The following is a 14,827-nucleotide window of genomic DNA, read 5'->3' on the forward strand; positions in this document are numbered from 1 at the left end:
AACCTGTTAGTCAATTTGAATGGGCACTAAACCTTCATACCGCGTCAGCAATTCTGTCATTTCTTCTGCTGGGATAGGGCGGCTGAACAAGAAACCTTGCCCAATAGTACAACCACGCTCTAGCAGAAAGTCGAGTTGCTCTTCGGTCTCAACGCCTTCAGCAACGATACCTATGTCTAAGCTATTCGCGAGGTTAATGATGGTTTGTGTAATTGTAGCATCGTCTTTATCGTCAGGTAGGTCGCGTACAAACGAGCGGTCTACCTTTAAAGCATTCACCGGGAAGTGTTTGAGATAAGACAATGATGAATAACCAATACCAAAGTCGTCGATGGCAAGTGTCATACCGTGCTCGCGTACTGCATGCATGAAGTTAGTATGCGACTTTATATTTTCTATAAACACTTGCTCGGTAAGTTCGAGTTCGAGTGAACCATTTGGAATTTTTGTTTGCTTAATTACATCCAGAATGAAATGGATAAGATCCGGCGATTGAAGTTGCTTACCCGACAAGTTTACGGATAGTTGCAGGTCGTCAAACCCGGCGTCGTGCCACTTTTTCAACTGTGCACAGGAAGCCTTCAGTACGTAGTCAGAAATCGGAATAATTAAACCGGTGTCTTCCGCGAGTGGAATAAAGCGGTCAGGTCCAATAATACTGCCGTCTTCGTCTATCCAGCGCACAAGAGCTTCTAAGCCAATAACCCGGCGACTAGTCATGTCTACCTTAGGCTGATAGTAAACCGTTAACTTCTCGTTCTCTACCGCACTTCTTAGCTTCTTCAAAAGCTCAATTTTGTCGTTAAGTTCTTGGTGCAGCTCATGGCTGTAGACGTGGAAAGTACCTCTACCGCGCTCTTTTGCTCGGTACAGAGCCGTGTCTGCGTTCCGCATAATATCTTCGCCTTGGTCTTCGTCAGACTGGCTGATGGCGATACCGATACTTGCGTTTATATAGAGTTCGTAATCGTCGATAATAAAGTGCGTTTCTAACGCGTCAATCACATTGCGGGCTAACGACTCTAACGTGCCGATAGAGTGAATTCCTGTAAGGGTCATGGCGAATTCATCGCCGCCCATTCGCGCAAGTATACCGTTATCACCTTGTAACTGAGACAGACGCTCTGCTACGCGTTTAATAAGTGCATCGCCTACGGTGTGTCCCAGTGCGTCATTTACTTCTTTAAAATTGTCTAAGTCGATAAGTAGCGCGCCGACTTGCATGTCTGTGTTGCGCACTCGCTTCATTGCTTTCTCGAGATGTTCCATAAGCGCGTTTCGGTTGGCTAGGTCAGTTAGCCAATCGTGTTCAGCTAAGTAAGCCATACGCTTTTCAACACGCTCTCGTTCTTCAATTTCGGCATAAAGGTCGAGGTTAGTGTCGGCTAGTTCCTGTGCGCGCACTCGGCTTACGCCTAAAACGACGAGAACGAAGGTAAGCAGCCCTGTAGAAAGTAAGCCTGCGATAACCACAAATAGGGGTAAGCGACCGCGCATTTCGCCTAGTCGTTCTGCAGAAGGCCATAGGTCTAGAGCAAAATTCTGATCAAACAATCGAACGGAGTTTGTGGTCGACCATGTCTGATAATACTTTTTGTCGGCAAAAAACTCGAAAATGGCATGGGTACCATTTGCAGGGCGAATTTGGAACTGAGAGCCTTCAGATAAGAACCGACTTGTCGTGGCTCTGAGGAGTTGGTTCATGTTGATTTCGCCAACATAATAGCCGCGTGGGTCTTGCTCCAACTGAGAAACAACCATTAGCATGTCTGCTGCATGTTGGGCCATATCACCAGCGGGGATAAGATATCGGTTGGATCCGCTTAAACCCGAGAGACTTTGGCCTGAATGTGCTGAAAACCGCTCGTTGCGCATTTCGGAATTCAAAATGGGTGGATACGCTCCTTCGATAACTCCATCCACATTCACCCATAATAAAGAGCGAAAATGAGGGAAGTAAGCGTGAATAGACTCCGCGTCTTCTAACCAAGCCGTACCGGAACTTTGTGGTTGTGCTGAATGTTGCCTTGCGACCCAAGTTAAACCAAACATGTGAAATTGCACTTCTCGCTCAATTTCACTTTGTAGGGCAGAAAGTTCATCTTGTAGACTGGATTGTATGTTTTTATTGTCAATATAGCGAAGGGCTAGCGTAACCACTAAGGTTAACGCTAGACCGCAAATAGCCGCTAAAATTGCCTGTCTATAATGAGTTAATTGCTGCATTTAATTCTGTCTTATTTTTCAAAGCAAGCCCTGATGATTACTTAAACACTACTTTTACGCAACTATAATCACGATTATAGGGTTAACTCTGAACGATCTTTAAACAAGTCTAAGGCTTCAGGATTCGCAAGTGCGTCAGTATTTTTAACCGTTTCACCGTGAATAACCTGTCTTACCGCTAATTCAACAATTTTTCCGCTAATAGTTCTCGGTATATCAGCCACTTGCAAAATAACAGCTGGAACATGTCGTGGTGTTGCGTTAGCGCGAATTGTTTGCTTAATCTTTTTGATTAAGTCGTCATTCAACTCAATGTTTTCGCGAAGACGAACGAATAGCACCACACGTTCATCGTCACCCATGTTTTGACCAACCGCTATACTCTCGAGAACCTCGTCCACTTTCTCAACTTGGCGGTATATTTCGGCAGTACCTATGCGAACACCGCCAGGGTTTAAAACTGCATCTGAGCGACCATAGATGATCACACCATCTTGATCGGTAATTTCCGCGTAGTCACCGTGTGCCCATATATTTTTAAATCTCTCAAAATAGGCGCTTTGGTATCGGCTGCCGTCAGAGTCGTTCCAAAAGCCAATAGGCATACACGGGAATGTTTGAGTACAAACAAGCTCACCTTTCTCATTTCGAACGGCTTCACCTTGCTCGTTAAATACATCCACCGCAAGTCCCAGCCCGCGACATTGGAGCTGTCCTCTGTAGACTGGAAGAATAGGGTTACCTAACGCAAAGCAACTAATAATGTCTGTACCACCCGAAATTGAAGACAAACACACATCTTCTTTGAAGTCCCGGTAAACATAGTCGAAGCTTTCCGGTGGTAAAACTGAGCCTGTAGTCAGCACAGCTTTTAAAGAGCTTAAGTTATGAGTTTCTTTCGGCTTTGCACCAGCCTTTTCTAGTGCAGACAAATACTTAGCACTGGTACCAAACACCGTAATACCTTGCTTGTCGATAAGGTCAGGCATGGCGTTTTCATTCGGGTAGAACGGTGAACCATCAAATAAAGACAAACGCGCGCCAATAGCTAGTCCGGAAACAAGCCAATTCCACATCATCCAACCGCAGGTAGTGAAGTAAAATAACGTATCTTCGCGGCGCAGATTGGTGTGTAGACCATGTTCCTTATAATGCTGAAGTAACGTACCGCCGATACCATGAACAATGCACTTGGGAACACCCGTAGTGCCCGAACTAAACATGATATAGAGTGGGTCATTAAAGCAGCGAGGCTCAAATTCAATGCTCTCGGCTTGGTGATCTAGGAAGTCGTTCCACTCTATGCAGTCACTAACTTGATGCTCAATACCCGCGAAAGGGATGAGGATTTTAGATTCTACGCTCGAAAGCTTGTCTAAAATGCCATTTACTTTGTCAGAAATGTTGAGTGTTTTGCCGTTATAGAAATAACCATCTACGACAAATACCACCTTTGGTTCGACTTGGCCGAAACGGTCTAATACACCCTGTTCACCGAAGTCTGGAGAACAGCTAGACCAAACTGCGCCTAAACTGGTGGTGGCTAACATCGCCACAATCGTCTCGTTGCAGTTAGGTAACATACCAGCAACGCGATCTCCTGGCTTTACACCAGCTTTCTTCAGCGCTGAAGCCAAAGCTGCAACTTGACTGTAAAGTTGTTGGTAACTTAATTCTTGGGTTTGACCATGCTCGTTTTGAAAGATAAGAGCAGGGCGGTTGTCTCGATACCGCAATAGGTTTTCGGCGAAGTTTAATTTCGCGTCTGGAAACCACTGCGCACCGGGCATCTGCCCTTCATTAATTAAAGTCCGCTCGCCACGCTCACCAATAACATCGAAATAGTCCCAAATCATCGACCAGAACGTGTCTTTATGCTGAATTGACCAGTCGTATAGAGACGAATATCGTCCTTGAAATCGTTGATTCTCGCTTTTCTCAACGTAATTCATAAAGTCTGTCATGCGAGCGCTTTTAATTGTTTCTTGGCTCGGCTTCCACAAGGGTTGACTAACTTCTGAGCTCATTGGGTTCTCTCTTAAACTGTTTATGGTGAATTATGATGTAGCTAATGCCGCAAGACTAACATTAGAACGCGGCCCATGCTCTAGGTGTTGGCAGATTTCGTGACCTGCTCGGATGACTTTGTCTAAGTCTACGCCTGTTTCTATGCCCATCCCGTGCAACATATAAAGCACGTCTTCTGTGGCTACATTACCACTCGCACCTTTGGCGTAAGGGCAGCCGCCTAAACCGGCAACTGCACTGTCGATAACACTTACACCCAGTGGTAAACATGCGCATAAGTTTGCAAGCGCCTGACCGTATGTATTGTGAAAATGCAGCGCTAGGCACTCCATGGGCACTTGTTGCGCGACAGCGGTGAGCATTTCGACTGCCTTGGTGGGAGTTCCGATTCCAATGGTGTCACCTAGTGATATTTCATAGCAGCCCATGTCGAAAAGTGTTTTGGCGACACGCACTACGTCTTCTAAAGGCACTTCTCCCTGGTACGGGCAACCCAACACACATGAAACGTAGCCCCGTACTGGTAGGCCTTTTTCTTTTGCGGCTTCAATGACCGGTTTGAAACGCTCCAAAGACTCTTCGATAGTGCAGTTTATATTCTTTTGGCTAAATGCTTCTGATGCCGCACCAAAGACCGCTACTTCGTCAGCATTTACCGCGACGGCGTTTTCAAAGCCCTTCATATTAGGTGTCAGCGCTGAGTAGGTAACGTTCTGCTTGCGGTTGATCTGTCCAAAAATTTCCGAACTGTCAGCCATTTGAGGTACCCATTTAGGGCTCACAAAGCTACCAGACTCGATGGTTTGTAAACCCGTTTCGGACAGCGCATTGATCAGAGCGACTTTGGCCTCCGTTGGCACTGAAGTTTCGTTCTGTAAGCCGTCTCGCGGCCCAACTTCAACAATTTTCACTTGCTTAGGTAATGCCATAATAAAGCCTTAACCTTCCTCGTTCGGTAACAGTGAGACTAGTTCCGCGCCGTCGCTAACAAGGTCTCCAGCCGCAAAAAACACTTGGTCTACTTGCGCATCTACGGAGGCTCGAATGGTGTATTCCATTTTCATCGCTTCCATAATAACTAGCGCGTCACCTTCTTGAACGTTATCACCAGCTTTCACTAGAACTTCCAGAATAGTACCGTTCATGGGTGCTGTTAGCGTTCCTTCGGCTTCTTCATGCTCTAATGCAGAAATAGGGTCATAGTGTAGTGCAGACAATTCACCTTGCGATGAAAATAAGTGATATCCATCTTCGGTAGCGTACACATTATATTGGCTGCGATGACCATTTAGTGTCGCCGTGGTTGCGTCATGCCAAGTAATGGCTATGTCGTGCTCTTTATTTTCAAGCGTTTTGCCATTTTGGCTGAATAGAAATGTTTCTACATTCTCGCCAATCAGTAGCTCTACTCGGTGTTGTGGGCGCTTGTTCAGGTGCCAGCCTTTAAGTTGTTCCCACACGTCACTGCCTTCGTTAGCTTGAGAGGCCACCCAGCTCGCTAAAATCCAAGACAGTTGAGAATGAACTTCCGTTTCTAAGCTATGTTTTAAATCGTCTTGGTAGTCATCTATAAAATGGGTACTAGCTTTAGCATCTACAAACACTGGGTGTGTCGCAATGCTATGCAGATAATTGGTGTTGGTATGAGGACCTACAATGTGAGTTTCTCGCAAGGCATTCTGTAGCTTACGTAACGCCGCATCACGGTTTTCGTCCCATACGATCAACTTCGCGATCATGGGGTCATAAAAAGTCGTAACCTCGTCACCTGCAATTACTCCAGAGTCTATGCGCACACTCTCGCTAGCCTCTGGGAATTCGAGTACATTTAATACACCAGAGCTTGGCATAAAGTCTTGTTCGGCATTTTCTGCGTATATCCGGGCTTCAAATGCGTGGCCATTAATCTGGATATCTTTCTGTTTCAGAGGCAAAACTTCACCTGCAGCAACACGAAGTTGCCACTCAACTAAGTCAACGCCCGTGATCATTTCGGTTACTGGGTGCTCTACTTGAAGACGAGTATTCATTTCCATGAAATAGAAACTCTCGTCTTTGTCGAGTAAGAACTCTACGGTGCCCGCACCTTCGTAATTAATCGCTTGTGCAGCTCTAACCGCGGCTTCACCCATTGCTTTACGCGTATCTTCCGACAGGCGTGGGGCAGGGGCTTCTTCAACTACTTTTTGATGTCTACGCTGAACTGAGCAGTCACGTTCTGCTATATATACCGCGTTACCGTGACCGTCACAGAATACCTGAATCTCAACGTGGCGCGGTTGTGCAATGTATTTTTCAACTAGCATCTTGTCGTTAGAGAATGACGATGTTGCTTCGCGCTTGGCTGAGGCTAGTGCCTCGCTGAACTCACGCTCGGAGTTCACGATTCTCATACCTTTACCGCCACCGCCGTAGGCTGCTTTGAGTAAAACGGGGAATCCTATTTTCTTCGCTTCGCCTAGAAGAAAGCTCTCTGCTTGCTCTTCACCGTGATAGCCAGGAACAAGTGGAACGTCTGCTTTTTCCATAATGGACTTTGCGGCACTTTTTGAGCCCATTGCCGCAATTGCAGATTCAGGCGGACCAATGAAGGTAATGCCAGATGCCTGCAAGGCATTTGCGAAGGTTTCATTTTCAGAGAGAAAACCATAACCAGGGTGCACCGCTTGAGCCCCTGTAGACTTCGCTGCTTCAATAACTTTGTCTACTTGTAAGTATGACTCACTGCTTGGAGCTGGGCCGATATAAACAGCTTCGTCTGCTTGCAGAACGTGTTGTGCGTTTTTATCTGCTTCCGAGTAAACCGAAACGGTTTTTACGCCAAGTTTCTGGGCTGTGCGAATAACTCGGCAGGCAATTTCACCTCTGTTCGCAATTAAAATTTTACTAAACATGTATTAATTCCCGTCCGTTGACTCAATCCAAGAGGGCTTTCTTTTTTCTAAGAAAGCAGACAAACCTTCTTGCCCCTCTGGAGACACTCGAATTTCCGCAATACGTCTTGCTGTTTCGGCAATCAGTGCTTCGTTAATCTCAGCATTTGTGACGTCTTGAATAAGTTTCTTACCTGCTGCAACAGCTGCAGGACCATTTTGTGAAACGTGATTCAAAATATTTTGAATACCTTCGTTTAAGGCTTCTTCAGACGCGTAAATGTCGTGTAGTAGTCCACAATCTTTTGCTTCTTGAGCAAAAAACCGCTCTGCGGTTAAGGTATATCTTCTTGCAGCTCGAGGACCCATGGCTCTGGTTACATAAGGACTAATAACCGCAGGAATGAGCCCAATTTTTACTTCAGATAAGCAAAAACTTGCGCGCTCTAAACCCAAGCCAATGTCACAACATGCGACTAAGCCTACAGCGCCTCCGAATGCCGCGCCTTGCACTCGAGCAATGGTTAAGCAAGGGAGTTCATCTAGTTCACGCATAAGCGCGCCTAGGTTGCCCGCGTCTTGCACATTCTCTTCGTAGTTTTTCTTCGCCATCGAGCGCATCCAATTTAGATCTGCGCCGGCTGAAAAGCTTTTACCCTCTGAACACAAAACGAGAGCCCGAATGTCTCCGCGGACACGTATTTGGGCAAGTGCTGCACGAAGGTTGTCGATCATTTCGTCGTCGAATGCGTTATGCACTTCCGGTCGGTTCATGCTCAATGTAGCAATACGATTCTCGTCTATGTCTAACTGCACGTAATTCATACTTTCACCTTACATTCGGAATACGCCGAATTTCGTGTCGTTAATTGGAGCGTTAAGCGCGGCGGAGATACTTAAACCAAGCACATCACGAGTTTGTGCAGGGTCAATTATGCCGTCGTCCCATAATCTGCCTGAAGCGTAGTAGGGGTGACCTTGGCTCTCGTAGGTATCAACTATTGGTTTCTTGAATTTTGCTTCGTCTTCAGCAGACCAAGTTTCACCTTTTCTTTCTTTTCCGTCGCGAGTAACTTGCGCCATAACGCCAGCAGCTTGTTCGCCACCCATCACGGAGATTCGTGCATTTGGCCACATGAACATCATGGTTGGGTCGTAAGCTCGTCCACACATTCCGTAGTTACCTGCGCCATAGCTACCACCAATGAGTACGGTAAACTTAGGTACTTGTGCACAGCTCACTGCGGTCACCATTTTAGCGCCATGCTTGGCAATGCCCTCGGCTTCGTATTTTTTCCCGACCATAAAGCCGGTGATGTTTTGCAAAAATACCAATGGAATTTTACGTTGCGCACAAAGCTCAATGAAGTGTGCGCCTTTTTGTGCCGATTCAGAGAAAAGAATCCCGTTGTTGGCGACAATCCCGACGGGAAACCCGTGAATTCGAGCAAATCCTGTGACTAAGGTATTGCCGTAATTCTGTTTAAACTCATCGAAATCAGAGTCATCAACGATGCGTGCAATAACTTCATGCACGTCATAAGGCTTTCTTAGATCGGTGCCAACGATGCCGTATATTTCTTCAGGGGCATATTTCGGTGGCTGAGACGGACGAATATCTAATTTCGTCTTTTCCTTTTTGTTCACACGTTTAATGGCATTTCTCGCTAAACCTAAAGCGTGTTCGTCATTTACTGCATAGTGGTCCGCAACACCTGAAATCCGTGTGTGAACATCTGCGCCACCTAATTCTTCAGCACTTACTTCTTCGCCGGTGGCTGCTTTTACAAGCGGTGGTCCTGCAAGGAAAATCGTACCTTGTTCTTTGACGATAATGGACTCGTCAGCCATGGCTGGTACATAAGCCCCACCAGCTGTACATAACCCCATAACCACCGCAATTTGCGGAATACCTTGGGCAGACATATTCGCTTGGTTAAAGAAAATACGTCCGAAGTGGTCTCGATCTGGAAATACTTCGTCTTGTCTCGGAAGGTTTGCTCCGCCAGAGTCGACTAAGTAAATACAAGGTAAGTGACAGCGTGCAGCAATGTCTTGGGCGCGTAAGTGCTTTTTCACGGTTAGCGGGTAATATGTACCGCCTTTAACCGTAGCGTCATTGGCAATAATCATGCATTCAGTGCCTTCGACACGACCGATACCGGCAACTACACCAGCAGCTGGGACATAATCTTCGTATACGTCCCAAGCGGCGAATTGACCAATTTCTAAAAATGGTGAGCCCGTGTCGATTAGGCGTTCGATACGGTCGCGGGCCAACAACTTACCCCGTGAAACATGGCGTTCTTGGTAGCGTGGACCGCCACCTTGCTTGATTTGCTCTAGTTTCTCTTGCAAGTCACTCAATGCTTCAAGCATCGACTCGCGGTTTGCAAGATAGGTTTCGTCTCGCGTATTAACTTTCGACTGAAGAATAGCCACAAAGCTTCTCCTTTAACTCAGGTACTATTTAGACTCGTTGAATAGCTCGCGACCAATCAACATACGACGAATTTCTGAAGTTCCTGCGCCGATTTCGTATAGTTTTGCGTCGCGCAATAAACGACCTGTAGGGTATTCGTTGATGTAACCGTTACCGCCAAGTAATTGGATGGCGTCTAGTGCCATTTTAGTTGCGAGTTCAGCTGCATAAAGAATAGCACCTGCTGCGTCTTTACGAGTTGTTTCGCCGCGGTCACAAGCCTTGGCTACTGTGTAAACATAAGCTCTTGCTGCGTTCATTTGGGTGTACATGTCGGCTACTTTGCCCTGTACTAATTGGAATTGCCCAATTTCCTGACCAAACTGTGTACGCTCGTGAATGTACGGCACTACAACGTCTAAACAAGCTTGCATGATGCCTAGAGGGCCAGCAGCTAATACTGTGCGCTCATAGTCTAAACCACTCATAAGCACTTTTACGCCCTCGTTAAGGTTACCCAAAACATTTTCGGCAGGCACACGAGCGTCTTCAAATACAAGCTCACATGTGTTGGAACCACGCATGCCTAACTTGTCGAGTTTCTGCGCCGTGCTAAACCCTGGTGTGTTGTCGCGTTCGATAATAAACGCGGTAATACCTTTAGAGCCTTTAGTAGGTTCTGTTTTTGCGTAAACAATTAGAATGTCAGCGTCTGGGCCATTGGTAATCCACATTTTGTTGCCGTTCAATACGTAGTGGTCGCCGTCTTTTTTTGCTGAAAGCTTCATGCTCACCACGTCAGAACCTGCATTCGGTTCACTCATAGCTAGTGCGCCCACGTGATCACCAGAACATAGTTTGGGTAGATACTTTTCTTTTTGTTCTTGTGAGCCATTAATTTTTAACTGGTTTACACAAAGGTTTGAGTGCGCACCGTAGCTTAAGCCAACAGAAGCCGAAGCACGGCTAATTTCTTCCATTGCTACGATATGTTCAAGGTAACCCATACCCGAGCCACCAAACTCTTCAGGAACGGTAATTCCGAGTAATCCCATGTCGCCAAACTTCTTCCATAAGTCCGCTGGGAACTCGTTTTTCTCATCGATCTCAGCCGCTCTTGGTGCAATTTCCTCGCGCGCAAAACTGTTAACTGCTTCACGCAACATGTCAGCGGTTTCACCAAGATCAAAATTCATGGCTTTGAATTGACTAATCATTACTTCTACTCCTCGGAATTAACTGGCTTCTGGGGTTTGCTCAGGGGCTAAACCATCGGTTACCGGTTTGGATTTTTCTTCAAGTTCGGCACGACAACCGGCTTCAACTGCGGTTAATTCGTGAAGAACAACTTGAATGTCGTCTAATTGTTGATGTAGAGCTGCTTTTTTGTTTTCTATCAGCTCTAGCATGATTTGAAGTTGATTGGTTGAGCTGCCGTCGCGGTCGTACATGTCGAACAGTGTTTTAGTTTCCGCTAAGGTAAAGCCAAGACGTTTGCCTCGAAGTATAAGCTTCAGGCGAACTCGGTCCTTTTGGTGATAAATCCGCGTTTGCCCACGTCTTTCTGGTTTCAGTAGGCCCTGGTCTTCATAGAAACGAATACTGCGGGTAGTAATGTCAAACTCGCGTGCTAAATCACCAATACTAAAGGTGTCTTGGGTACGGCGCACGCGCTCTGGATTCATTTTAAATGTGTTGTTCATGGCTCAGCACTCAACATCTAAGAACTGCACAATAGCTTAGATGAAGTTTACGTTAACGTAAAGTTTTGTGTTGAGTGACTGAGCCGAATGGAATGTTAAAAGGGATAGACCAGTGAGAAGCCAAAAGCTTTCGGTGCGGTGTCGTACGAAATGTTAATGCCAAAACGGTCGTCTCGCCCAAAGCGATAGAGGAAACCTGTATTTACATTAAGGTAGTTTTTGTTTCTTTCGCCGATGGAATTTGCAGAGTCAGTATACACTTGGTGAGCGTAACCAAGACCGCCATAGACTTGGAACTCTTGAGAGAACGAATAAATACCGCCCGCATTTAGGAGATTAAAGTGGTTGTCGTCTGCAGAAACCCCAGTAATTTTATGCTCGGGAATGCCTAGTGAAGCGTAAACACCAATGCCGCCAGGCTCTGCATTAAACTTTCCGACCCAGCCAATGTAGTATGCTGGGTCACCTAATGAAGCTTGAATTAACCTGTTCCCTGCGTCGTTTTCAGTACCAGAAGCAACGCCCACGGTGAATACTGATTGAATATCATCTGCGTATGCATTAACCGAAGCTAAAGTGAGTAGCAGTGGCAAAGTAATCTTTTTAATATTCATAACAATCCTTTGAAATCGGTGATTCTTCTATTTTATAAATCATGTGAATAGATTACGCCAATGGCGATTAGTTCAACATTTGTTTTACTGCATGATTGTGCGAGAATGCTGCGCAAATAATTTAAGGAGTTTAGTATGAATTCAGATCCAGTAGTTATTGTTTCAGCTTCGCGTACCCCAATGGGCGGCTTTCAAGGCTCATTAAGTGACGTTTCAGCGACCGAATTAGGTGCTTCTGCCATTAAGTCTGCGTTAACTAAAGCAGGCGTTGACGGCGGTGACGTGAGTGAAGTTCTTATGGGGTGTGTGTTACCTGCTGGCCTTAAACAAGCTCCAGCACGTCAGGCTATGTTAGGCGCGGGCTTGCCATTTGGAACGGGAGCTACAACGTTGAATAAAGTCTGTGGTTCTGGATTAAAAACAGTAATGATGGGACACGATTTGATTGTTGCAGGTAGCGCGGATGTGGTTGTTGCCGGCGGTATGGAAAGCATGTCGAATGCACCTTACTTGCTAGACAAAGCACGCTCTGGCTACCGCATGGGGCACGGGCAAGTTATCGACCATATGATGTGGGACGGCCTACAAGACGCTTATGAAGGCAAAGCTATGGGTTGCTACGCGCAAGACACAGCCGACCAATATGGCTTTACGCGCGAAGACATGGACAACTTTGCAATTCGTTCTTTAACACGCGCACAAAAAGCGATTGAAAGTGGTGCGTTTAAAGATGAAGTTGAGCCCGTTACTGTTAAATCTCGTCGCGGAGATACGGTTGTAGAAATTGACGAGCAACCCGGTAATGCGAAAATCGATAAAATTCCGAGCTTAAGACCTGCATTTGCTAAAGACGGAACCGTTACTGCAGCAAATTCTAGCTCGATTTCAGATGGTGCTGCAGCATTGGTACTGATGCGTGCTTCTGAAGCAGAAAAGCGCGGATTAAAGCCATTAGCAAAAATTGCTGGGCATGCAACGCATTCACAAAAGCCTTCTGAATTCACCATGGCGCCAGTTGGAGCAATGAATAAATTGCTCGAAAAAGCGAACTGGACAAAAGACGATGTAGATTTGTGGGAAATCAATGAAGCATTCGCCATGGTAACCATGATTGCGCTAAAAGACATGGACTTAGACCCGGAAAAAGTAAATGTGAACGGCGGAGCTTGTGCATTAGGTCATCCTATCGGAGCCTCTGGCGCACGATTATTAGTTACACTGCTACACGCGTTGAAGGCGAACAACAAGCAACGTGGTGTTACCTCGCTGTGTATCGGTGGCGGTGAAGCGGTAGCGCTCGCAGTAGAAATGCTTTAATTTTTGCGTAGGTAAGTTAAAAAGCCGCTAGTTATTAAAGCTAGCGGCTTTTCTATGCTTACGAGTGTGGTTTGGGGGAGTGGGAACCTAGCCAAACAGACAGAGCTATAATGGCTCCGCCGACACTCAGTGCGAGCCAATTGACACTGCTTTCCCAGAACAGGAAATTTACGATGAGACCCGCTGGAATGAGGGCGTTATTCATCGTTGCCAACTGCGCTATATTGACTTTTTTACTGGCGATACTCCACGCCACATAACCTATTCCTGAAGCGACCACACCTAGCCATAGTAATACTATCCAATGGGTAGTTGTGCTGGGTAGTTTGCTCGAATCTCCAAAAAGAGCAAAGGCAATTGAACTGACTATAGTTGCGCCAATAAAAAACCAGCCATATTGGGTTATTTGAGTGTAAGTGCCTTCAATAGGAAGTCGCTTATATGCAACTTGCCCGGCTGCGAAACACAGATTTGCCGCTTGGATTAGCAAAAAGCCGACCATAAAGTCACTCGAGGGCTGTTGATACCGAATAATAGCGGCACCCAGTACAGAAAGTCCTGCTGCAACCCACCATTTCATGGGTATTCTTTTTCTATTGATGATGAATTCGTCAATAAGTGTGATGTAAAGCGGCGTCAAAATGGTAAAAAGCAGAACCTCTGCTACCGATAAATAGGCGAATGCGTGATAAAGAAATAAGTACATCAAGCCTATTTGTACTGCACCAATTGTCATCAGGTTTAAGGGTAAGCGCGAAGCATTCGGTCGGGATCGTTTTATATGCCCGTATATCAGAATGGGCAGTAGAAGTAGGGTAGCTAGAATCATTCTAATGGCGACAGCCGCATATGCGTCCACACTACCTGAGAGATACTCACCGATAAGAGAAAAACTTAACGCCCATAAAATGGTAATTGCGATTAGTGCGGTCATAAAATGAAACAAATTCCTCGGTTAATACACAGTGTTTTTAATCACTTCATTAAAGCTGCGTAGTATTATACGGATACTGGAAGGGTTCAATCTTTGTGTGAAATTCACAATGATCTGGTGAATTTTCCCAATTATAGGTTATTTATTTTGGTTTAACCGACAAGGTATTTTAATAAAGTATTGATTTGCATGGTTTTTAAGGGTTGGCAAACTATTTGCAGTGACGTCGGTGATTCTTATCCAATATGTAGAGGAATAAAAATGAAGAATAATGTTTTAAAAGGTATGGTTGCTGGTTTGGCTGCATTGAGCTTAAGTGCTTGTGTTGTTGTAGTTGATGGAAATGGCGACGAAGATGGAAGCTGGCAGAGTCAGGAACGTGAAAACCGCCGTTCGATCGCACGATTAGATTTGGGTGTTACGCCAAACTCTGTAATTCAGCGCATGGGTATTCCAGAGTTTGACGAAAACCTTTCTGTAGATGGCTCTACCTACCGTGTACTCTACTACCGTACCCAGCGTGTTTCTGGTGACGGAGTAACGACGAAAGACGAATGTACGCCTTTAGTGTTTATGAACAACGAACTATTAGGCTGGGGCGAAGCGAAGCTAGATTCAATTCGCTAATTGATATTTAATAAAAAACCTCATTGGCTTGCGCCTTTGAGGTTTTTTTGTGTCTACAGTCTTTTCATTGGTGAACAAGAGCC

The 14,827-nt window shown here is 45.7% G+C and carries 12 protein-coding genes; 2 read left to right on the forward strand and 10 right to left on the reverse strand.

The window, feature by feature from the left end; all coding sequences use genetic code 11:
• Positions 1-6: 6 nt before the first annotated feature.
• The 9 genes from EYQ95_RS02235 to EYQ95_RS02275 all read right to left on the reverse strand — a co-directional run bounded on the left by EYQ95_RS02235 (position 7) and on the right by EYQ95_RS02275 (position 11,866).
• A complete protein-coding gene (locus EYQ95_RS02235; protein ID WP_111914321.1) occupies positions 7-2,226 on the reverse strand; it encodes a bifunctional diguanylate cyclase/phosphodiesterase in 2,220 nt (739 codons plus the stop codon).
• Between the two features lie 74 nt (positions 2,227-2,300).
• Complete coding sequence (locus tag EYQ95_RS02240) at positions 2,301-4,253, reverse strand: acetoacetate--CoA ligase (protein ID WP_111914320.1); 1,953 nt, start codon at positions 4,251-4,253, stop codon at positions 2,301-2,303.
• Positions 4,254-4,283: 30 nt separating this feature from the next.
• Complete coding sequence (locus EYQ95_RS02245) at positions 4,284-5,183, reverse strand: hydroxymethylglutaryl-CoA lyase (protein ID WP_111914319.1); 900 nt, start codon at positions 5,181-5,183, stop codon at positions 4,284-4,286.
• 9 nt (positions 5,184-5,192) lie between these two features.
• Positions 5,193-7,148 (reverse strand): acetyl/propionyl/methylcrotonyl-CoA carboxylase subunit alpha, encoded by a 1,956-nt coding sequence (locus tag EYQ95_RS02250; RefSeq protein WP_111914318.1) that lies wholly within the window; start codon positions 7,146-7,148, stop codon positions 5,193-5,195.
• Positions 7,149-7,151: 3 nt separating this feature from the next.
• Positions 7,152-7,952, reverse strand: coding sequence for an enoyl-CoA hydratase/isomerase family protein (locus tag EYQ95_RS02255; protein ID WP_111914317.1), 801 nt, complete (start codon positions 7,950-7,952; stop codon positions 7,152-7,154).
• Between the two features lie 9 nt (positions 7,953-7,961).
• The gene (locus EYQ95_RS02260; protein ID WP_111914316.1) at positions 7,962-9,569 is read right to left on the reverse strand and encodes a carboxyl transferase domain-containing protein; all 1,608 of its coding nucleotides are present in this window, start codon (positions 9,567-9,569) and stop codon (positions 7,962-7,964) included.
• A gap of 24 nt (positions 9,570-9,593) precedes the next feature.
• Complete coding sequence (locus EYQ95_RS02265) at positions 9,594-10,745, reverse strand: isovaleryl-CoA dehydrogenase (protein ID WP_207916224.1); 1,152 nt, start codon at positions 10,743-10,745, stop codon at positions 9,594-9,596.
• Between the two features lie 39 nt (positions 10,746-10,784).
• On the reverse strand, positions 10,785-11,252 hold the full coding sequence (locus EYQ95_RS02270) for a MerR family DNA-binding transcriptional regulator (RefSeq protein WP_243618877.1): 468 nt from the start codon (positions 11,250-11,252) through the stop codon (positions 10,785-10,787).
• Between the two features lie 95 nt (positions 11,253-11,347).
• On the reverse strand, positions 11,348-11,866 hold the full coding sequence (locus tag EYQ95_RS02275; protein ID WP_111914314.1) for a hypothetical protein: 519 nt from the start codon (positions 11,864-11,866) through the stop codon (positions 11,348-11,350).
• Positions 11,867-12,001: 135 nt separating this feature from the next.
• Between EYQ95_RS02275 and EYQ95_RS02280 the strand changes: the two genes are divergently transcribed.
• Positions 12,002-13,183 (forward strand): acetyl-CoA C-acyltransferase, encoded by a 1,182-nt coding sequence (locus EYQ95_RS02280; protein ID WP_111914313.1) that lies wholly within the window; start codon positions 12,002-12,004, stop codon positions 13,181-13,183.
• 58 nt (positions 13,184-13,241) lie between these two features.
• Here the strand turns inward: EYQ95_RS02280 and EYQ95_RS02285 are convergent, their stop codons facing one another.
• Positions 13,242-14,117: an EamA family transporter gene (locus EYQ95_RS02285; RefSeq protein WP_111914312.1), complete on the reverse strand. Its 876-nt coding sequence runs from the start codon at positions 14,115-14,117 to the stop codon at positions 13,242-13,244.
• A gap of 261 nt (positions 14,118-14,378) precedes the next feature.
• On the opposite strand from EYQ95_RS02285, the gene EYQ95_RS02290 reads away from it, so the two are divergent.
• Positions 14,379-14,744, forward strand: coding sequence for a DUF3192 domain-containing protein (locus EYQ95_RS02290; RefSeq protein ID WP_111914311.1), 366 nt, complete (start codon positions 14,379-14,381; stop codon positions 14,742-14,744).
• The last annotated feature ends 83 nt before the right edge of the window (positions 14,745-14,827 follow it).

The organism is Lysobacter sp. N42 (genome assembly GCF_004344885.1).

Coding starts and splice junctions, on each gene's coding strand:
- EYQ95_RS02235 (WP_111914321.1), bottom strand. CDS start 2,226: ATGCAGCAATTAACTCATTATAGACAGGCAATTTTAGCGGCTATTTGC.
- EYQ95_RS02240 (WP_111914320.1), bottom strand. CDS start 4,253: ATGAGCTCAGAAGTTAGTCAACCCTTGTGGAAGCCGAGCCAAGAAACA.
- EYQ95_RS02245 (WP_111914319.1), bottom strand. CDS start 5,183: ATGGCATTACCTAAGCAAGTGAAAATTGTTGAAGTTGGGCCGCGAGAC.
- EYQ95_RS02250 (WP_111914318.1), bottom strand. CDS start 7,148: ATGTTTAGTAAAATTTTAATTGCGAACAGAGGTGAAATTGCCTGCCGA.
- EYQ95_RS02255 (WP_111914317.1), bottom strand. CDS start 7,952: ATGAATTACGTGCAGTTAGACATAGACGAGAATCGTATTGCTACATTG.
- EYQ95_RS02265 (WP_207916224.1), bottom strand. CDS start 10,745: ATGAATTTTGATCTTGGTGAAACCGCTGACATGTTGCGTGAAGCAGTT.
- EYQ95_RS02270 (WP_243618877.1), bottom strand. CDS start 11,252: ATGAACAACACATTTAAAATGAATCCAGAGCGCGTGCGCCGTACCCAA.
- EYQ95_RS02275 (WP_111914314.1), bottom strand. CDS start 11,866: ATGAATATTAAAAAGATTACTTTGCCACTGCTACTCACTTTAGCTTCG.
- EYQ95_RS02280 (WP_111914313.1), top strand. CDS start 12,002: ATGAATTCAGATCCAGTAGTTATTGTTTCAGCTTCGCGTACCCCAATG.
- EYQ95_RS02285 (WP_111914312.1), bottom strand. CDS start 14,117: ATGACCGCACTAATCGCAATTACCATTTTATGGGCGTTAAGTTTTTCT.
- EYQ95_RS02290 (WP_111914311.1), top strand. CDS start 14,379: ATGAAGAATAATGTTTTAAAAGGTATGGTTGCTGGTTTGGCTGCATTG.